The 1,457-nt window shown below is 71.7% G+C and carries 2 protein-coding genes; both read left to right on the top strand.

The annotated features are described in order from the left end of the window. The coding region (gene nadC / locus AC5RUJ_RS16255) for a carboxylating nicotinate-nucleotide diphosphorylase (protein ID WP_494156245.1) at positions 1 to 792 on the top strand (792 nt) is incomplete at its 5' end. Then, positions 789 to 1,457: cysteine desulfurase family protein (locus AC5RUJ_RS16250; protein WP_494156244.1), on the top strand; the 669-nt coding region annotated here is incomplete at its 3' end. The genes nadC and AC5RUJ_RS16250, both read left to right, overlap by 4 nt.

Raw genomic sequence — 1,457 nt, 5'->3', positions numbered from 1 at the left:
GACGCCACCGCCACGGCGGAGCTGGCGGCCCGCGAGCCCGGCGTGTTCTCCGGCGGTCCGGTGCTGGCCGAGGTCTTCCGCCAGGTGGATCCCGACGTGCGGGTGGAGCTGAAAACCGGCGACGGCGCCGCCTTCGGGGCCGGCGAGGTGCTGGCCGTCCTGACCGGAAACGCCCGCTCCATCCTGCTGGGTGAACGGGTGGCTTTGAACCTGCTGCAGCGGATGAGCGGCATCGCCACGCAGACCGCGGCCTTCGTCCGGGAAGTGGCCGGTACGGCGGCCCGGGTGGTGGATACCCGCAAGACCACCCCCGGCCTGCGGGCGCTGGAGCGCTATGCCGTGCGCTGCGGCGGCGGACACAACCACCGCTATTCGCTCTCCGACGCAGTGATGGCCAAGGACAACCACCTGGCCGTGCTCACCGCCGATGGCAGCCGGGACCTGACCGAGGCGCTGCTGGAGGCGAAGGCCAGGCTCCCGCACACCGTCCACTTCGAGGTGGAGGTGGACAGGGCCGAGCAGATCGAGCCGGTGCTGGCCGCGGGCGTGGACACCATCATGCTGGACAACTTCAGCGTGGACGAACTCCGCGCCGGCGTTGCCCGGGTGGCCGGACGTGCGATCGTCGAGGCCAGCGGCAACGTGCGGTTGGAGACCGTCGGCCGGATTGCCCGGACCGGGGTTGACGTCATCTCGTCCGGCGCGCTCACTCACAGCGTGCGGTCGCTGGACCTGGGCCTGGACATCCGCATTGCCGCGGGGCAGGCGGCCGAAGGGGCGTCGTCGTCGTGATTTATCTGGACGCTGCGGCGACCGCCCCGGTGCGCCGCGAGGTGCTGGAGGCCATGTGGCCGGCACTGACGCAGGACTTCGGCAATCCCTCGAGCCACCACACCGTGGGAGAGGCGGCGCTGCGGGCACTCGATTATGCCCGGGGCACGGCCGCCGGGGTGCTGGGCTGCCGCCCCGGCGAGATCCTCTTCACGTCCGGCGGGACCGAGTCCAACAACCTGGCGGTCAAGGGCATTGCGCTCGCTTCCCCGCGGGGCAGGCACGTCGTCACCAGCGCCGTGGAACACCCCTCGGTGCTGGAGGCGGTCGACTACCTGGCCCGGTTCCATGACTTCGAGGTCACCCGGGTGCCGGTCGATGCCACGGGCATGGTCCGCGTGGACGAACTGGAGGCCGCGCTGCGCGACGACACCACGCTGTGCACGGTGATGTACGCGAACAACGAGGTGGGCACCATCCAGCCGGTCGGGCGCATCGGCAGGCTCTGCCGGGCCGCCGGGGTCCCGTTCCACACGGATGCCGTGCAGGCGGCCGGCTGGCTGGACCTGGACGTCGCAGAGCTCGGGGCGGACGCGCTCAGCGTGTCCGGCCACAAGCTGGGCGCGCCCAAGGGCTGCGGGCTGCTGTATGTCTCCGGCCGGGTCCCGCTGGAGCCGGTGCTGCAC

The sequence above is a fragment of the Arthrobacter sp. Y3223164 genome (genome assembly GCF_059091005.1).
Note: the sequence above shows the minus strand (reverse complement) of the source record. Positions and strands in the feature narration are given on the sequence as shown.